Below are 16041 nucleotides of genomic sequence, written 5' to 3' on the forward strand. Positions count from 1 at the left end.
GGCTAAGTGTAATCAATCCTTTACAATCCCTATACATTCATCGTCGGGCTGAGAACTTTGAACAATAACTCTTCACAACTTCAGCGTGGCTTAAAGAACCGTCACATCCAACTTATCGCCATGGGTGGCGCAATTGGTACAGGCTTATTCTTAGGTTCCGCACAGGTTATCCAATCTGCAGGTCCATCCATCATTTTAGGTTATGCCATTGGTGGTTTAATTGCTTTTTTAATTATGCGTCAGTTGGGAGAAATGATTGTCCATGAACCTGTTGCTGGTTCATTTAGTCATTTTGCTTATCGATACTGGGGTAAGTTCCCTGGCTTCCTAGCTGGTTGGAATTACTGGATTCTGTATATTTTAGTGGCTATGACCGAGCTAACTGCAGTCGCTAAATATATCAATTACTGGTGGCCTTTTATTCCTGCATGGGCGTCAGTGCTGTTCTTCTTCGTTGTCATTACCCTTATTAACTTGGGTAATGTAAAGTTCTATGGAGAGTCGGAATTCTGGTTAGCAATTATTAAAGTTGCTGCCGTAATTTCCATGATCGTTTTCGGTGTGTATCTATTACTTACTGCAGATGCAAACTCGACTGCTTCATTTAGTAACCTTTGGACACATGGTGGATTCTTCCCGAATGGCTTTGAAGGTCTATTCTATATGTTGGCTTTCTTAATGTTTGCCTTCGGTGGGATTGAGCTGATTGGGATGGCTGCTGCTGAAGCAAAAGATCCTGAAAAAACCATTCCTAAAGCCATCAATCAAGTGGTCTTCCGTATCCTCATTTTCTATGTGGGCTCGTTAACCATTCTGTTATCTTTAGTGCCTTGGAACCAATTGGATTTGGGCGGTTTAGACAAAAGCCCATTTGTGATGATTTTCAGCCAAATGGGTATTCAATGGGCTGCACATTTACTGAATTTCATTATTTTGACTGCTGCATTGTCTGTATATAACAGTGGGATGTATGCAAATAGCCGTATGTTGTTTGGTTTAGCGGAACAAGGAAATGCGCCAAAAGTTTTCTTGAAAGTGAACAAGCAAGGGGTACCTATTCCAGCAGTATTGTTCTCTGCATTACTCATTTTCGGTTGTGTATTGTTGAATTACTTTGTACCTGAAGATGCACTCGGCCACTTGATGTATGTAGTTGTGGGAGCATTGGTATTGAACTGGGCAATGATTAGTTTGACGCATTTAAAATTCCGTCAAGCGATGAAAGCCACTTCAACTCAAACCAAATTCCCTTCACTTTGGTCACCAGTGAGTAACTATTTAGTTCTGATCTTTATTGCGACTGTGCTATACATTATGTGGACACAAGGCTTTAAAGAATCTGTACTGATGATTCCTGTGTGGATTGTACTGATGGCGATCTTCTTTAAAATGATCAAACCAACCAAGAGCTAAATAGCTTTTGACTGGATTAAAAAGTTATTGTTTCGACAATAACTTTTTTTATGCTTAAAAATCAGTTACATTGTTTTCGTTTTGCGCCCTTAGCTTAACTGGATAGAGCAGTTGCCTCCTAAGCGACCGACGTGGGTTCGAGTCCCGCAGGGCGCACCAAATATTAAATAAATGCAGCTACTCGCAACGACCTAAAGGCTTATTCTGCAATAGATTAAGCCTTTTTTATTGTCTATAGCAACGACATTCAATAGAATGGAAATACCCCTTGTTCGGGGGTACAAATGGGGGTAGTTATGAATACCCCCAAAACTAATACCCCCACCCAATATTTAAGCACATCAAGATAGGTCGGCTATGGGCAACTTGACTGATTTAAGAATACGAAAAATCAAACCAACAGATAAAAATGCGAAGTATTCCGATGCAGGTGGCCTATATTTAATGGTCACGCCTAAAGGCTCTTACTACTGGCGTTATAAGTACCGATTCGAGAAGAAAGAGTATGTTCTAGCGTTGGGGGTATATCCTGACGTGTCATTAGCAGATGCGCGGTTAAAACACCTTGAAGCTAAAAAACTATTGGCAATAGGTATAAACCCAAGTGCAGACAAACAGGCGAAGAAACAGGAAAAGAAACAGGAGCAGCCTTTCTCTATGGTTGTTCAAAGTTTTCTTGAGAATGAAGCAATCAAGCACAAGGGCTATAAATGGGAAATGCTTCGATTGAACAAGATCATGCGTGACTTCCCAGAGCTGGCCAATAAGCCTATCAACCTGATCAACAAGTCTGATCTGATAAGCTTCCGTAATAAACGCTGCCTAGAAGTACAAGGCACATCAGTTAAAAGAGAAATGCAGCTGTTGGGTAGCGTATTCCGTTATGCCATTCGTGAACTGTTGATTATCGAACATAGTCCACTGACCAATGTTGATAAGCCAAAAGAGAATCCACATCGAGAAATGCGCATAAGCCAAGATGACGTTGATACCCTACTAGAGGCTTTTCAGTATTCAACGGATACGCCGTTATTTCTCAAGAAGCATCAAACCGCATGGGCTTTCTTGTTCGCACTTGAAACATCAATGCGATTAAGCGAAATCACCGGTATGCGCTGGGAACATGTCGCTGATGATTATGTATTACTACCAAGTACCAAGAACGGTTCATCTCGCAAAGTGCCTTTAAACAGAAATGCACTGGCCTTACTTGATAAAGCTAAGGGGTTGGACGGTGAATCTGTTTTGACTATTAGTTCAGATAGCCTATCTACGACATTCCGTAAGTATCGTGATACCACCCCACTAAAACATATTAATTTTCATGACACACGCCACGAAGCTTGCACAAAGTTCGCACAGATGATGCCAATTCAGGATTTAGCCAAAGTTACGGGACATAAGGATATGGCAATGCTGATGCGTTACTACAATCCAACAGCGAGCGAACTTGCCCAGCGCATGAATGAGAAATTAAATTAGAGTGTTAAGTCAAATCATGCAATGACTATCAATTACTTGATTATTTGATATATTCAGTTTGCTAAGTCTAGGTTAGCTCCCGAAAGTCGGACACCCAATTCGATTGGCTTAGCAGCTTATTGGGGATGCTGTAGGAGGCATTGATGGCACTAAATTTATATGAGGATGCAGACTATTACTCATTGCATGAGGCATCCGAATATCTTAATAAAAAATATAATAAGTTTGTTTTTTCAAACACATCTCTTTTAAAGCAGATTATCTCTTTCAATATTCCGATTCATATATACAGCTATGGCCTAACAGCTAAAGCTGATTTTAGTTTAATTGACGGTAAAAGGGATTCAAGAAAACCAAAATGGAATAAATGGCTATCCACTTTTTGTATGACTACCGGACTTTGGCTAAAACTGTCAAAATTAGATGCCATCCAATTATTAATGCAGAATCAAATCATTGCAAATGAATTTGATGATGCTGTTCCTTTTGTTTATTCAAATAGAGCTAAAAACATAAAAGAAACTGTAAATTATATCCTTAAGCAAGAAGCTACATTCTTGAATAGAGATGACTTAAGAGAGGAAATAAAAATAAAAATATTGGAAAATAAAGAATTTCTTACGAGTTTTATGGACTTACATCGGATATATCTACTTAAAAACACCACAGATGACCCTTTTGTCTTACATTCCCCAAAACCGCAAAGTGCAACTCTGCAATGTAAAGAATTATTAGAAGATTCTATTTATTACTCAGAAATCAAAATTGAAGATATAACCTTATTAAAATCGAATTTAATGCTTTTAGAAAAATACATTATAGGAGAGGAGGTTTTTTCCTCATCTGCCATAGATGACTTTCTATCTATTCCAAAACATAGACACCCAAAAGGGAAAAGCAGAGCAAAAGAACATGCCCAATTAGCGGCAAGAGCAATTGCAAGCCATTTATGGAGAAATGACAAAGAGCAACAAATAAAAATAGGTGCAATGTGTCAACATGTATGGAATACGCTGTATGAAACTGAACACATGCAGCAGCTACCAGATATGCCAATATCATTAAAAGATTGGATTAAAGATATTGCTCCTGAATATGCTAGAGAAGCTGGCAGACCAAAAGAAATGTAGAGCAAGTGGAACTTAATCTACATTAAGTAGAACTTCCTTTATTTTTATCATTAAAAAACAAAAACATACTCACACCCATCAAGCCAATGCACCGAACCGCAACGGCTTTCTATTTCAATCTATGAAAAGGATGGGTGTATATGTCATCGCAACAATTCTACGAAGAATTTCTACGAATGAAGCAACTCGCTTCATATCCTGCCAAAGAAGCCACCACTCACACGTATAAAAGCGGTATCAACAAAGGAAAAACCAAAAACATTAATGCACGTCCTGCCTCCAAAGGTCTGATCGGTGTATCTGATAAAACCATCTGGCAATGGGTTAAGCGTGGTGAATTTCCTGCTCCAATTAAATTAAGTGACAACGTCACTGTATGGCGTTTATCCGATGTTCAAGCCTGGATGCAATCAAAGGGAATAGAGGCTTAAACATGAATCAGAGCACTCAATACAACCAAATCCTGGCTCATCTCAAGCAAAGCAAAACCATTACACAGGCAGAAGCCATACAGTTATTCAATTGCTATTGCCTTAGCTCGGTCATTTCTCGTCTACGCAAAGCTGGACATGACATCGTGACTCACTATGAACCCAACCTAGTGAACAAGGGCACTCATGCACGCTATGAGTATAAAATGAGGGATGAACAATGAATGTGAAACCTTATTTGGATTCCACCGTTGATATGTTCACTGATGAGAAACCAGTGTTTGCAAGTAGCACTAACCCTTTAAGCGGCATGCAAATTATCTGTAAAAATATTGCAGACTTTGAGCAGAACATCTTAACCCAGACCACCAAAAGTGATGTCAAATCGATAAATGCAGAAAGCTTTTTAGATGCCCGAAATCCAGAGCATGATTGTGCTGGATGCAAAGCCTACCCACTCACCAATCCCAAAGACCTAACCCAGATTACTGGCTATCACATCTTTGGAACAGCTAGACAATGGGATGCCAGCAAAGAACCTTACAAATTAATCAATGAAAAGACCGTATCTTTTCCGATTGGTTCGGGAGTGATGGCAAGCCACACAAATAAAAAATACCTGCCTTATGTCATTGGTACGGACGATATCAAATTATTTGTGCAGATTGCCGAAGCTGGCGAGGCTGTTGTCTATCAACAAAGCATTGATGCTGCATATCTGACGATCAATAATGGCCTACCTGAAACCATCTTTAGAGTGATGGCTGGATATAATCCACCTCAATACAATAAAGACTTATTCATACAGTTGCATGATGATTTTAAGGCATTATCAGACAAAGCACTTAAAGAGTTTTTCAGACAAAAAGTGCAACAACTCCAAAGATCATTTGAGCCTGAGATGCTTGATCAGTCAGAAGTCCAGACAGCAGGCAAAACACCTCAAACAGAGCAACCGACCCAACCAGTGAAAAAGACTGCATCACTTCAAATATTGAACATGAGCAGCATTAAGGCACAGCCGATCAATTGGCTTTGGGAAGGGTGGCTACCACTTGGGAAACTGACCATTCTGGCAGGTGCAGGAGGATGCGGAAAAACAACCTTGCTACTTAGTTTGATTGCTACTATTACTACAAAGGGACAATTTCCCGATGGCACACAATGTAAACATGCTGGCAGCGTTATTATTTTTTCTACCGAAGATGATCCAGCAGACACCTTAATTCCGCGACTGATGGCAGCAGGCGCAAATCTGAGGAAGGTTTACTTTGTTCAAGGTCATGTTAATGAGAAAGGAGAAAAAAAACCTTTCGACCCCTCAAAAGATATGGATTTATTGCTGGAGTATGCAAAGAAAATCGATGGCTTAAAATTATTGATGATCGACCCGATTGTTAGTGCAGTTGGTGGCGATATGCACAGAGCAAATGATGTTAGACGTTCATTACAAACTATTATTGATTTTGCTCAAGATATTGGGTGTGCAGTCATCGGAATTACTCACTTTGCAAAAGGTACAGCAGGAACGATCCCAGTAGATCGAATTATCGGCTCACAGGCATTTACAGCCCTTGCTCGTATGGTGTGGACAGCAGCAAGACGCGAGGATGAAAATGACTGCATTTTAGTTAGGGCAAAATCTAATATTTCCGAGCTGGATGGCGGTATCAGATATGAAATTGAGCAATGCACCGTATCTGACAATATAGAAGCAACTAGAGTCAATTGGCTTGGCCCAATAGAGGGATCAGCTAGGGAGCTACTAAGTGATGTTGAATCTACAGAGAATGATGGTAGTGGCTCAATTATCGATATGGCTATGGAGTTCTTAATTGGCTTGCTAAGTCCAATTGAAAAAATGCCTTCTAAAGAAGTTCATGCACAGGCTAAAGAAGCTGGATTTAGTCCGGCATCTGTCAGACGAGCTCAGGTAAAATTAAATATAAAACCATTTAGGCCAAGCGGTGAAACTGTTTGGTTTTGGTCATTACCAAAAATTCATAGATTGGATGAACCAACCCATTTTTGAACACTACCACCCAATGAGCAACTTGAACAACATGAGCGACTTGGAGCTAACTTATTGAAGTATATATACATTCAAGTCGTTCAAATAAAAAACACTTTAGCAACATGATGCACAACTTGATTTACAAATTAAATCATACACTTAAAGCCAACTTGCTCAACTTGTTCAATTTGCTCAAAGGTACAGATAATAAATTTAAAAGATTGAGCCAATCCCAACATCCTTGTTGGGGAATAAAACCAGACTATCAGAATGCCCTCAAGGTATTCGCTATTGACGCAATCTTATGAGACTAATAAGTCCATTTCCGGTCGCTGTGAAAATCTCGTTTCAGTTGATTGCAACTTCGTACGATTTCCATGTAATCGACATCCTTGGCACTATCAGCACGATAAAAAACCAGCGGGCTTTTATACAAATCTTCATACGTCAAAAAGGCCATCATCAAAGGATGGTTTAAATCACTATCAGTTCTTTGAGCAACCTCATCATAACTCAACCGCAGTGCCATTCTTCCCACGCCGTTACGGGTGAATATATCGCAATAGTACATAAGCTGCTCAGCATCACTGAATGATAGTTTTTCCCCTTGTGTGGTCAGACATCCGTCTGAGCATTTTGAGCTACAAGAAATTTGTGTGACAAGTGTCAACAGTAGAAGCCCTAGTATTTTAAAGTTCATGTTTACCTTCTTATGGGTATTTAAAATAATCAGCAGTTACGAAATACAGTGCTTATTTATAGAGTTAGACTATTCAGGTCCTATATAAAATCAGATATGACATACCCTTGGTATTTGCTGGATGCTTACATAAATATTCTGAGTAAGTATCATTAAAAACGAGCTGTACCTCAAAGACACGTCATCAAATACGGCTTGAGGTACTTGTTTAGTTTATTTCAAATGTTATTTTTCTTCGGTTTCACTGCACGTTGATGGATCAATTTTCCAGTAATCACCCCAGATATGGTTACATATTTCTAGATATAAATTCTGTCTTTGATCTACATCTTTTTTAGTAAATAACTCTATGTTTTCACTGTCACTAGGCGATTGAATTTTAAAAGCCTGGAATGGCAATTTATAGAGCTGTATTGCCTTAGTAAAATTAGGGTTATTCTTATAAGCTTCTTCACTTAAAGATTGAGCCAGTAAATTTTCCTTTAAGTAATGAGGAACCTTTTTAGAAACAGGCATATCCTTAAAAGACTGATTGGTACCATTTGGCAAAAGAAGTAAATCACCTATACGATTTCTATATTCTTCAAATGCACGTTTATCAGTGAAAGAGCCTTGATGTCGTTCATATTTATTTGCCCAAATATGCTCTATCTCAAATGGTTTTCCTTTAGATGGCTCATAATATTGTATGAAATTAGTCTGCATTCCTGATATTTGTTCTACAAAAACAGTCATTCGAGTCAGCAGAAATTTCACAAAGCGATAATTTTGCCCATGCAATCTAAATCCTACAATTCCTTCTATCTTTTGCGGCATTTTATCCAGCTTTTCAGCAAGAATTTTTTTAACTTCTATTAGATCTTTCTGTCTAATTTCTTTAACCAAGCTATACATTGTGTATCGAATAGAAGTTGCCGAAAATAACTTAAAATTCAAAGACCTTCTAACAGAAAATGTTTCGATATAACGGGCAACCAAGTCTATTTTTTGCTTAACTATTGCATCATCATCTGAAAGATTTAATGGTGCCAGCATTAAAGGAATACTTAAAGTAGGTGCGATTCCCCATCGATGTATATAGAAAACGTGCTCAAGCCCTTCCGTTAAAGTCTTTTGAGCATCAAGGATGCTACGGTAGGCTTTCAAAAAGAATTTAAATTTTGTATTCACAAAAGATTCAAAAGTAGTTGAATCACTGTAATCTAAACCAACTTTTTCTGGGTTATCGCGTACCCAACTATGAAAACGCGTACCAATTTTCTCAAAATCTTCATTTTTTGAGCCTGCTGAACCTTGACGAATTGTGTCAGCATATTGAGCACGAAACCAAGATTGGAAAAACTTTTGGTCTTCATTTTTCTCAAAATTTTTCAGATTTTGAATTTCAGACTTCCAAGTTTCATCCGCTTTTTTACGTTTATTTTTATCGCTAAATTTAGATAGCAAAAAGCCTTTTAACATTTCGGATGGTGTTAAATTTAAGCCACGATCATTCATCGTTTCAAAAATCGTGTAAGCATTTTCATCCGAATACGCCGTAATTTGAACAAGAATTACTTTTTCTTTAAGCCAATCAATAAAATTAGCAAAACATTGAGTTATTTCATCAGGAAAAACTTCTGCAATATCTTCATATCGTGCAGCCATGTTTAAAGATGACTCGTCAGCATCACTATCTGTAAATTTACCTGTTTCAAACAAAGCATTAAAACAAGCCAAACGTTCCTCAACCTGTATATTGAAAGTTTTCTCGCCAAATTTCTCTGAAAAAATCATTGGTGCAATATTAAGATTTTCGCCCAATTCTTTTTGATAATGATTTAAAAAAATTAAAAAAAGTGTCAGTGAGGTTAATCGTTGCTGACCATCAATAATGCTTAGGCTTCCATCTTCGGCTGCTGAAACGACAAATGGTCCTAGATAGTAACTGTTATAGTTCTGAACATTTTTACGTAAGTCACCTTCTGTATACTCATTTAAAAAGGCAGACGTTAAGTCCATTACTAATTGTTGAATATGTGTTTTTTGCCAAGAATACTCTCGTTGAAAATAATCAACCGAATATTTCTTTTCATTCAATACCTGATACAGTGACTGATGTGCTGCTTCAATTTTATTGCTAATATTTGACACGAATCCCCCTAAATTATTTTTAAAAACTATTTCATCAATAAATTAAATAACTTGATGACTTTAAGATATGAAACTTGACTTAAAACGAACACACGATTTTTCAAGGAAGGTGTTAAGGTTTTAACTTCCGACCTCAAAATAGTGGTATTGGGATTGTTATGTTCACTATGTGGATAAATCCAACCACCACTTTCTTTAAGTTTAATAGAATCGATGATTTCTTTAAAATCGGCATCAGCCAATAGACAATCATTCACTACACGTTCATTCAGATAAAATGTTGGAGCAGTAAAGTTCAACATTATACCCACTTCAACACCATTCATTAGCCTATAGCAGACCGTTACATTGCCACCCTCTGGGGTATTCACGACTAAAGGTTTTGCTCCAAGCACTTTTTCAAGATAATGTAGTAATTGCTCTTGATCTATATCAACCTCAAAGGCATCCGTTTTTCCATCTTTATCTTTGAAAGACGTCCACTTCATCACGCCCCCTCCACCGCATTCGCCACTAAAACATCAGCCAAATGTAGTTGGGTTTGTCGTGCTTTAGCTTGCAGCACTCGAAGCTGATCAATAATAGAAAAAAGTTGATTTACTTTTCCAACGATACGTTTCTGCTCTAGCATGGGTGGTATAGGAATAATAAATTTAGCAATATTACCCATGCTCAAATTTGGTCTGGCATTATCTACTTGTTTATCAAACATATAATACTTACATATTTGAGAATTAAAAAAATGTAGGATAAATTCTTTATCTAAATACTCTAAGAATAATCTGATAAGACATACAGCTTGATTTATATTCGAAACTTCATCCAAATCATAAATTGCTGTTCTACCAATAGACCCCCCTACAATATTCATCAGAAAATCATTTTTTTCCAAGATGGATCTAGGCTCAATTTGATTGAATTTTTCTTCGACATATTTGAGATTATCTAATATTAATGAATAAGATCCGACATTCTCACTTGTAATAAATAAAATCCCTTCATTAACATAATTTACTCCTTGCCATTTAGGAGAAGAGCCTTTCGTTATTAGTGAGGATATGTTTTCTAATGGTGTCCACGCCCACCCACTTGGCAGCTCAAATGGCTTTTCATCATCCGTAATTTCAGGCAAAGGTTTCGACTTTTTAATCTTCCCTTCTTTAACTAACTTCGCTTTTTCTTCAGCAATCTGTTTGAGCAACTCACTTGCAGGCTCATCACTTGGATCTTGTTTGACCAACTTACCCATTACAGCCAACTGCAAAACCGTTTGTTTTAACTGTTCAATGCTGTAGTCAGTGGTAAATAACAGATCAAAATTGGCTGAAATACGCTGCCAGTTTTGCTGGAATTCATCTGCATTTGCCGAATTGGTTAAAGCATTTAGCAATACATCTACAAGTTGTTCATGCGCTTCTGTACTTAAATTTTGCTGTTGTTCAAGCTGGTCGCAAAGCTGCATCAGTTCATCAACTTTAGCAACGATACGTTGTTGTTCTTTTAACGGTGGTAATGGCAATACAAGTTCTTTGACTTTATCTGCATTTAAATTCTGTACCACTGCACCTGCAGCTGCTTTTGTAAATTGTTTTCGAGCATAAGGTGAACGTAGAAGATAATATAAGAATAATTTATTTATTTTATCTTTCGGCGTCCTGATCACAAGCCATCCATCATGAATACAACCTTCAATATTCATAATATATGGGTAACCAAAACTCATAGAGTTAGACAAAATAAGATCATCTGGATACACCATTCGAGATGAAGAAACCCCAGCGGCCTTTATTTTTTCTGAAGTGGAATTTATATAAATAGTGCCTCTTTCAGAATCTCCAATTTTGATCCAGTTAACCCCATCAGGATCATTTTCATCCGTCAAAAAACTTTTTATTGGTCGTGGAGAACCACCACGAGCAATCGCTGCAATTTCATCGAATACACAAATATGCCAATTTTTAGGTATTTCAAAGCCCAATTCTATATTTGTGGGTTTATTGTCTAATGTTTTAAAATTTTGCTGCTTTTGCAACTTGATCGCATCTTTATAAAGTTCTACAAATTCTTGGTGCGCATCTTCATTAGGATCTTGTGTAGTTAATTTACCCAAGACAGCTAGCTCCAAGATTAATTCACGAAGTTTTTGAACTCCATAAATCGAACTACTTGCCCCAGAACTACGCCCACGTCCTGACTTTTTCTCAGTTTCCGCAGTCAGCCAAATATCTAGATGCTCAGTAATGAGCTGTTTCACGTCTGTCATGTCACTCACCCTGAATTATTGGCTTAACGCTTCGTCTAAAATGGCTTTTAACTGACGGCGAATCACCGCAATTTCATCTTGCAAGTCAGCATAGTGCTTGAGCAACTCTTCAGGGTCTTTGCTTTCTTCTTCAGTCTGATGCGGGTTCTTGATATCCAGGTTGTAGTTACGCGCTTTAATATCCTCTATTGATACTTTCCACGCCTGTTCGTTTTCTACACGGCTAGCAAATCCATCCGTCTCATGGCCCCACCACGCCTTTAAAGGATCAAATTCTTTAAGCTGAATCGGTTTAGTCTTATTGTAGGCTTTGACCCCTTGCGGTAACTGATGTTCATAGAACCAGATCTGCTCGGTCTGTTTGCCTTTGGTGAAGAACAGGATATTGGTACTGATAGTGGTATAAGGTGCAAACACAGTCTTGGGTAAACGTACAATGGTATGCAGATTACAGTCATGCATTAACTTTTCTTTAATGGCGGTTTTAATGCCTTCACCAAACATAAAGCCATCAGGCAGAACCACGGCTGCACGGCCATTGGCTTTGAGCAACTGAATCAGCAGCACCATAAACAGGTCGGCCGTTTCACGGGTCTGGAACTTGGCAGGAAAGTTCTTTTCAATACCCTGTTCTTCTGTCCCCCCAAATGGCGGGTTGGTCAGAATCACGTCTACCCGTTCCGCAGGTGTCCATGAAATATAAGGACGGGCCAGCGTATTATCCCTACGGATTTTCACAGGCACATCAATGCCGTGCAAAATCATGTTGGTGGTACACAGCAAATGCGGTAACGGCTTTTTCTCGATGCCGTTGATACTGTTTTGCAGGACTTTCTCATCCTCTGCATTTTTTACATAGTGCTCACGCACATGCTCAATCGCAGACGTCAGGAAGCCACCTGTACCACAAGCCGGATCGAGGATGGATTCCCCCAGTTGCGGATCGAGAATTTGTGCCATAAAGCTGGTGACCGCACGCGGCGTATAGAATTCACCTGAGTTCTTTGCGGCTTGTAGATCACGTAGTAACTGTTCGTAAAGATCACCAAAGGCATGACGTTCTTTAGATTTATTGAAATCAAAACCCTTTTGAATCTGGTTAATCACTTTACGGATTAAACCACCCGACTTCATATAGTTATAAGCATCGGAAAAGACTGCCTGCACCACCTGAGCACGAGGATCATCGCTATTGGCAGTTAGATTTTGCAGGCTTGGGAACAGCTGATTGTCAATAAAATCTTTGAGTTCGTCACCTGTCATGCCTTCATCATTGGCAGCCCAGTTACGCCAGCGGAAAGACTCTGGAATCGGTGATTTAAAGGTTTCACCATTAATAAAAGCAAGTGTTTCCGCTTCTTTTTCACGGTCATCGACCACTTTCAGAAACAGCATCCAGACTAACTGACCAAGGCGTTGCACATCACCATCTACGCCCACGTCTTCTCGCATGGTGTCTTGAATTGCTTTGATTGTTCCTGAAATATTCATAGCTTGACTATATTTGTACTAAATAAAATTTGTGGGGGATTGTAGCAATTGAGAGTCTAGGAAACATCGGCATAAAGCTGATTTTCGAGCTCTTTCAATGCATCTGTATAATCTTGAGGCGAACCGAAAGCTTGAATAATTTCGACAATTGACCCCATTTGATTAAATGGCGGAACATGCAGAATTTTCACATCTTCAATGGGTTCAATGCCCTGATCCGCATACTTGTCTAACAGCGCATCAAGGACTTGCCGTGCCTGCTCGTTATACTTGGTAAAGTAATTGCGTTTACGCACATTGTTCGCCCGTTCTTTTTTGGTCAATGCAGGCTGGTCATAGGCAATGTGGCAGATCAAATCAAAGGCATCGAAGTCTTTACCCACTTCATCTTCCAGTGCTTCAAAGATAATGCCCTGCTTTTTAAACTCTTCAATAATCAGTGACTTTTTCTCGGCACCTTTCCATTTCCGCAGGAAAGTATCCAGCGACTGATAATCTTTGAGAATATGCTGACGGGTGTAATCTTTCAGTGACTCGGTGACCAGCTTGCCATCATTATCATAGAACTGAACACGCTCACCAATCACATTGACGGCGACACCATCAACCACATATTTTTTGGGTGCTTGATTATCTGTATCATCGTCTGTATCCGTACCCGATCCTGAATGGGTTGAACCTGGCTCTGGTTGCTCTTCTGTATCCAGGGATTGCTCTTCATCTGGAGGAATAACCGACTCATCCCCCTTGGGTTCAAAAATCACCACTGGCTCGCCATCAAAGGTAGGATCACTAAACAGTTCAGTGGCTTTTTTGAAGTCCATAATCGTGAACCAAGTCTTGCCGAAATCTTCATTAATCCGTGTACCACGTCCAATGATTTGCTTGAATTCAGTCATGGACTTGATGTGCTGATCGAGCACAACCAGCTTGCAGGTTTGAGCATCGACACCAGTGGTCATCAATTTTGAGGTAGTGGCAATGACAGGATAACGCTCTTCAGGATTAATAAAATTATCCAGTTCAGCTTTACCTTCTTTATCATCGCCGGTAATACGCATCACGTACTTACGGTTTTCTTTTACTCGCTCCGGATTCAGGTTGACCAATGCCTGACGCATACGTTCTGCGTGATCTATGTCATCACAGAACACTATGGTTTTTGCATAAGGATCCGTCTTGGATAAAAACTCGGTAATCTTCTTCGCCACCAATTCAGTACGCTTTGTCAGCACCAGATTGCGGTCCATATCTTTCTGGTTAAAGATGCGGTCTTCGATTTCATTGCCGTGTTTATCTCGCTGTCCCTTCGTGGGTCGCCAGCCTTGTAAGTCCTTGTCTATATCGACACGAATCACTTTATAGGGTGCAAGGAAACCATCCTGAATCCCCTGTTTCAAGGTATAGGTATAAACAGGTTCGCCAAAATAGGTGATATTGGAAGTGTCTTTCGTTTCCTTGGGTGTTGCGGTCAAACCTACGTGGGTTGCAGAGCTAAAATATTCCAGAATCTCGCGCCATGCAGAATCTTCCTTGGCACTGCCACGGTGACATTCATCAATCACGATCAGGTCAAAAAACTCAGGTGAGAATTGTTTGTAGATGTTCTTTTCTTCTTCCGAACCTGTCACAGCCTGATACAGAGACAAGTAGATTTCATAGCTCTTATCAATTTTACGGTTGGTGATTTTTGCCATGTGCTGGCCAAAAGGTTTGAAATCATTATTTTTGGTTTGATCGACCAGGATATTGCGGTCAGCCAGGAATAAAATGCGTTTCTTCGCACCTGACTTCCATAAACGCCAGATGATTTGAAAGGCGGTATAGGTTTTCCCTGTACCCGTTGCCATCACCAGTAATACACAATCCTGTCCACGCGCAATCGCCTCAATGGTCTTGTTGACCGCATTCACTTGATAATAGCGAGGGGTTTTTCCTGAACCATCATCATAGTAGGGATATTCTACAATCTGTTTGGATCGTTCTGACTCAATCCCATGGTGTTGTTCGTAGAGTTTCCAAAGATGTTCCGGAGACGGGAACTCATCGAGGGATAACTCTTGTTCAACGGCACCAAACAACCCCGTGTGATCATGGAACAGGAACGCATCGCCGTTGCTAGAAAATACAAAGGGAACGGCAAGACTATCTGCATAACCCAATGCTTGCTGCATACCAGCACCTACACTGTGGTTATTATCTTTGGCTTCAATAACAGCTAATGGAATATTCTTTTTATAATACAAGACATAATCTGCGCGCTTCCGCTCGCCACGGGTATGCAGCTTCCCACGCACCATGATTTGACCATTGGTGAAAGTCACCTCTTCACGGATTTGCTGAGCAGTCCATCCTGCTTTCTCTAATGCAGGGTTAATAAACTTGCTACAAATATCACGTTCAGAGAGCTTTTTCTTATCCATCTGAGAGACTACCCATTATTTATTGTGTTATTAATCAAGTAAACAGAATACTCAAAAATGGAATATTAAGAAAGCAGGTAAATCCCAGATAAAAATAAAGTTTTTGAGGTATCCAATTAAATTTAGAAAATATTCATTTCTATGGATACCAGCTTGGATACCGAATTAAACTATGTCTATACAGCGTAACCAATACTGTAACCGTAACTAAATATGCTGTCTTAAAAGATACTTTTTCACACTAACCTAACTGCTAACCAGTATTTTACTAACTAATTACAGCATCCAAAAACATGCTTTTCTATGATAACCAACTTGGTAACCTATTTTGGTAACCACACCAAAGACCTACCATTTTAAAACTTGATTCGAATGCATACCGCCTTGGATACTAAACGAAAATTCTCATTTTTATGTGTAACCAATATTGTTACACGTAACCAGTGCGCACTATTTAAAAACATGCTTTTTCATGCGCACATGATTGCGCACACAATTATTTATCCATTCATTGGCTGATAACATACTTCTGTGGTAACCATCTTGGTAACCAACATTTTG

At 39.2% G+C, this 16041-nt stretch carries 12 protein-coding genes and 1 tRNA gene; 7 read left to right on the forward strand and 6 right to left on the reverse strand.

Annotated elements, in window-relative coordinates; genetic code table 11:
* Positions 1-57 precede the first annotated feature (57 nt).
* The 7 genes from F4W09_RS05695 to F4W09_RS05725 all read left to right on the forward strand — a co-directional run bounded on the left by F4W09_RS05695 (position 58) and on the right by F4W09_RS05725 (position 6488).
* On the forward strand, positions 58-1413 hold the full coding sequence (locus F4W09_RS05695; RefSeq protein ID WP_151504269.1) for an amino acid permease: 1356 nt from the start codon (positions 58-60) through the stop codon (positions 1411-1413).
* A gap of 83 nt (positions 1414-1496) precedes the next feature.
* Positions 1497-1572 (forward strand) — tRNA-Arg (locus F4W09_RS05700).
* 198 nt (positions 1573-1770) lie between these two features.
* The gene (locus F4W09_RS05705; protein ID WP_151504270.1) at positions 1771-2895 is read left to right on the forward strand and encodes a tyrosine-type recombinase/integrase; all 1125 of its coding nucleotides are present in this window, start codon (positions 1771-1773) and stop codon (positions 2893-2895) included.
* Between the two features lie 143 nt (positions 2896-3038).
* The gene (locus F4W09_RS17300; protein ID WP_244948550.1) at positions 3039-4025 is read left to right on the forward strand and encodes a hypothetical protein; all 987 of its coding nucleotides are present in this window, start codon (positions 3039-3041) and stop codon (positions 4023-4025) included.
* 140 nt (positions 4026-4165) lie between these two features.
* The gene (locus F4W09_RS05715) at positions 4166-4456 is read left to right on the forward strand and encodes a helix-turn-helix transcriptional regulator (protein WP_151504271.1); all 291 of its coding nucleotides are present in this window, start codon (positions 4166-4168) and stop codon (positions 4454-4456) included.
* 2 nt (positions 4457-4458) lie between these two features.
* Entirely contained in the window at positions 4459-4680 is a 222-nt protein-coding gene (locus tag F4W09_RS05720) for a helix-turn-helix domain-containing protein (RefSeq protein ID WP_151504272.1), read from the forward strand.
* A complete protein-coding gene (locus F4W09_RS05725) occupies positions 4677-6488 on the forward strand; it encodes an AAA family ATPase (protein ID WP_151504273.1) in 1812 nt (603 codons plus the stop codon). The genes F4W09_RS05720 and F4W09_RS05725 overlap by 4 nt, the downstream gene beginning before the upstream one ends.
* Positions 6489-6780: 292 nt before the next feature.
* Here F4W09_RS05725 and F4W09_RS05730 read toward each other — a convergent pair whose 3' ends face one another.
* From F4W09_RS05730 to hsdR, 6 genes are all read right to left on the reverse strand, one after another.
* Positions 6781-7170 carry a hypothetical protein gene (locus F4W09_RS05730; protein WP_151504274.1) on the reverse strand — a complete coding sequence of 130 codons (390 nt, stop codon included), beginning with the start codon at positions 7168-7170 and terminating at the stop codon, positions 6781-6783.
* Between the two features lie 225 nt (positions 7171-7395).
* Positions 7396-9303 (reverse strand): DUF262 domain-containing protein, encoded by a 1908-nt coding sequence (locus tag F4W09_RS05735; RefSeq protein ID WP_151504275.1) that lies wholly within the window; start codon positions 9301-9303, stop codon positions 7396-7398.
* A 26-nt stretch (positions 9304-9329) separates the two neighbouring features.
* Complete coding sequence (locus tag F4W09_RS05740) at positions 9330-9791, reverse strand: hypothetical protein (protein ID WP_151504276.1); 462 nt, start codon at positions 9789-9791, stop codon at positions 9330-9332.
* Positions 9791-11566, reverse strand: a complete 1776-nt coding sequence (locus F4W09_RS05745) for a restriction endonuclease subunit S (RefSeq protein WP_151504277.1) — start codon at positions 11564-11566, stop codon at positions 9791-9793. Before F4W09_RS05745 ends, F4W09_RS05740 begins: the two co-directional genes overlap by 1 nt.
* A 15-nt stretch (positions 11567-11581) precedes the next feature.
* The gene (locus F4W09_RS05750; protein WP_151504278.1) at positions 11582-13057 is read right to left on the reverse strand and encodes a type I restriction-modification system subunit M; all 1476 of its coding nucleotides are present in this window, start codon (positions 13055-13057) and stop codon (positions 11582-11584) included.
* Positions 13058-13113: 56 nt separating this feature from the next.
* The gene (gene hsdR / locus F4W09_RS05755) at positions 13114-15480 is read right to left on the reverse strand and encodes an EcoAI/FtnUII family type I restriction enzme subunit R (protein ID WP_151504279.1); all 2367 of its coding nucleotides are present in this window, start codon (positions 15478-15480) and stop codon (positions 13114-13116) included.
* Positions 15481-16041 lie beyond the last annotated feature (561 nt).

It is taken from the genome of Acinetobacter tandoii (assembly GCF_008867985.1).
GTDB lineage: Bacteria > Pseudomonadota > Gammaproteobacteria > Pseudomonadales > Moraxellaceae > Acinetobacter > Acinetobacter tandoii.